Source organism: Halomonas sp. 707D4, assembly GCF_024158685.1.
Lineage (GTDB): Bacteria > Pseudomonadota > Gammaproteobacteria > Pseudomonadales > Halomonadaceae > Vreelandella.
In genome coordinates, this window is sequence record NZ_JAMZBD010000511.1 from 1 (window position 1) to 2,143 (window position 2,143).

2 protein-coding genes and 1 pseudogene are annotated in these 2,143 nt (G+C 64.3%); all 3 read right to left on the reverse strand.

All coding sequences use genetic code 11. From position 1 onward, the window contains the following. Positions 1-350 (reverse strand): annotated as a pseudogene (locus tag BIS11_RS15940) (thiol reductant ABC exporter subunit CydD); the annotation flags it as partial. Between the two features lie 4 nt (positions 351-354). After that, positions 355-1,356: a cytochrome d ubiquinol oxidase subunit II gene (cydB, locus tag BIS11_RS15945; RefSeq protein WP_253423694.1), complete on the reverse strand. Its 1,002-nt coding sequence runs from the start codon at positions 1,354-1,356 to the stop codon at positions 355-357. A gap of 2 nt (positions 1,357-1,358) precedes the next feature. Further along, on the reverse strand, positions 1,359-2,143 hold a 785-nt coding region (locus BIS11_RS15950), incomplete at its 5' end, for a cytochrome ubiquinol oxidase subunit I (protein WP_253586521.1).

The following is a 2,143-nucleotide window of genomic DNA, read 5'->3' on the forward strand; positions in this document are numbered from 1 at the left end:
CAGAGCGGGCCCAGAGCGGCAAGCTGGTCGAGAAGCTGGCGCCGAACGCGTTGGCGAATCCGCAGACTCGCCTCGAACCCCAGCACCTCCTGCCCCCACTGCAGACCTGCACGCAGCACCACCAGCGCGACAAGCAACAAGAAGACCCCACTCAGCGACCCGAGCGACTGGCCCTGAACGATGAGCCGGTCGACCAGCCAGGCAACGCCCACCAGCAAGGCGGTGGTGCTCGCCCCGGCGAGCACCCCACAGACCGCCGCACCGGCCAGCCGCTTACGCTGCGTGCGCGCCAGTTCAGCGAGAAACTGGCGCGGCGTCGTGGGTGCGGGGTTGGACGTATCCCCCCTCATGAGATCAGTGGTACCCCTCGCCGATGCGAACCTTGCCGCGGAACACCCAGTAGGTCCAGGCGGTGTAGGTCAGCACGACCGGAATGACGAACAGCACGCCGATGAGCAGAAAGAGCTGGGATTCCGGCGCCGAGGCAGCGTCCCACAGGGTGTAGTTCGGCGGCACGATCACCGGCCACTTGCTGACGATCAACCCCAGATAGGTGAACACGTAAATGCCGATGGTGGCGACGAAGGGAATTCCCTCGCGACGGTTCTGGACGCTTCGGAACACCGCATAGGCACACAGCAGCGCGAGCACCGGGAAGATCCAGATGATCTTGAGGTTGCCGAACCAGCGCTCCCACACCAGGTTGTCGATGAACGGCGTCCAGAGGCTGATGATCGCGAACACCACCAGCACCGCACCCAGCAGCATGGGCGTGATCTTGTAGGCCCACGCCTGGATGTGCCCTTCGGTCTTGAGAATCAGCCAGGTCGCGCCCAGAAGCGCATAGCCCGCCATCAAGCCAAGGCCGGTGAGCATCGAGAACGGCGTCAGCCAGTCGAAGGCGCCGCCCACGTAGACGAAGTTCTCCACCGGGAACCCCTGGATATAGGCGCCGACCACCGCGCCCTGGGCAAAGGCCGCCACCGCGGAGCCGTAGCAGAAGGCCCGATTCCACCAGCGGCGGTTGCGCCGCGACTTGAAGCGGAACTCGAAGGCAATGCCGCGAAAAATCAGCCCGGCCAGCAGCAGGAAGACGCCGATGTAGAGCGCCGGCAGAAACACCGAGTAGACCAGCGGGAAGGCGCCCAGAAGCCCTGCCCCGCCGAGCACCAGCCAGGTCTCGTTGCCGTCCCAGATGGGCGCGACGGAGTTCATCATCACGTCGCGCGAGTCCTCGTCCGGGGCGAAGGGGAAAAGAATGCCTATCCCCAGGTCGAAGCCGTCCATCAGCACGTACATGATCACGCCAAAGCCGATGATCCCGGCCCAGATGATAGAGAGATCGAACATTTCCATGGTTAGCTCCTGACCGGCTCAACGTCATCATCAAAAGGAGTGTGCGCAGCGGACAGCGGGCGCTTGGGACGGTTGGCGTCCCGGTCGGTTTCCGCCTGGGCCTGGGCGGGCAGCATGCCGTTACGCACCACTCGAGTGAGATAGTAGATCCCCGAGTAGAACACCACGGCGTAGACCAGCACGTAACCGATCAGCGAGAAGAGTGCCACGGGCCCTGTCAGCGACGGCGTCAAGCCCTCGGCGTGGGTCATCATGCCGTAGACGAGCCAGGGCGCGCGGCCGGACTCGGTCACGATCCAGCCCGCCAGCACGGCGAGAAACGGCAGCGAGATCATGCCCACTAGGGTTTTCAGGAAAAGCTCGCTTTCGAAGACGCGACCGCGGCGGCGCAGCAGAAGTCCGGCGAACGATACCGCGATCATGACCAGGCCGATGCCGACCATGACGCGAAACGACCAGAATACCAGCGCCACCGGCGGCTGCTCTTCCGGCGCCGCTTCGCTGATGCCGGGAATCTCGCCGTCGAGCGAGTGGGTAAGGATGATGCTGGCCAGATGAGGAATGCCGATCGCGAAGCGGTTCTCCTGCGCCTGCTGATCCGGAATCGCGAACAGCAGAAGCGGTACGCTGCCGGAGGTTTCCCAGTGCCCTTCCATCGCCGCCACCTTGGTCGGCTGATGCTCGAGCGTGTTGAGACCATGGTAGTCGCCGATCACCGCCTGGGCGGGAGTGAGCACCATCAAGAGCCACAGACACATCGACAGCGCCCGACGATTGGCCGACACGT